Raw genomic sequence first — 550 nt, forward strand, 5'->3', positions numbered from 1 at the left:
ACAGAAGCTTATTGTCAGGGTTCAAAATCGTCGACAGTGCTTTCTGGTACGATGCTTCAACGGTCTCTTTAGAATTAGAGCGAATACCTAAATATTCAAGGCGACCATCTTCAATTCCGTATACGACACCATGAATTTCGACATCTTGCCCGCGTTCCCATGCGTTTTGCATGATGGTTGAATTGCCTAGGTTATAAACTTGTTCTGCAACGTTAATTTCACCAAGCTTATCGGCACGATCTTCAACAGGCATTTGATCTAAGTAAGAACGATGCTTGAAGTAAAGATCTCTGATATGCAGTAGCCAGTTATTGATAAGCCCGAGTTGAGGGTTATCTATCGCCGCATTAACACCGCCGCAACCATAGTGGCCACACACAATAATGTGCTTCACCTTGAGTACATCAACGGCGTATTGAACAACGGAAAGGCAATTGAGGTCTGTGTGAATGACTTGGTTTGCAACATTGCGGTGAACAAATAATTCACCGGAGTAAAGGCCGGTTAATCGTTCTGCGGGTACTCGACTATCGGAGCAGCCAATCCAAAG

1 protein-coding gene is annotated in these 550 nt (G+C 44.2%); it reads right to left on the minus strand.

The genetic code is table 11. The features are described from left to right. On the minus strand, positions 1–550 hold a 550-nt coding region (gene can / locus R7Z77_RS27765; protein WP_318137360.1), incomplete at both ends, for a carbonate dehydratase.

It is taken from the genome of Vibrio sp. 1401 (assembly GCF_033340295.1).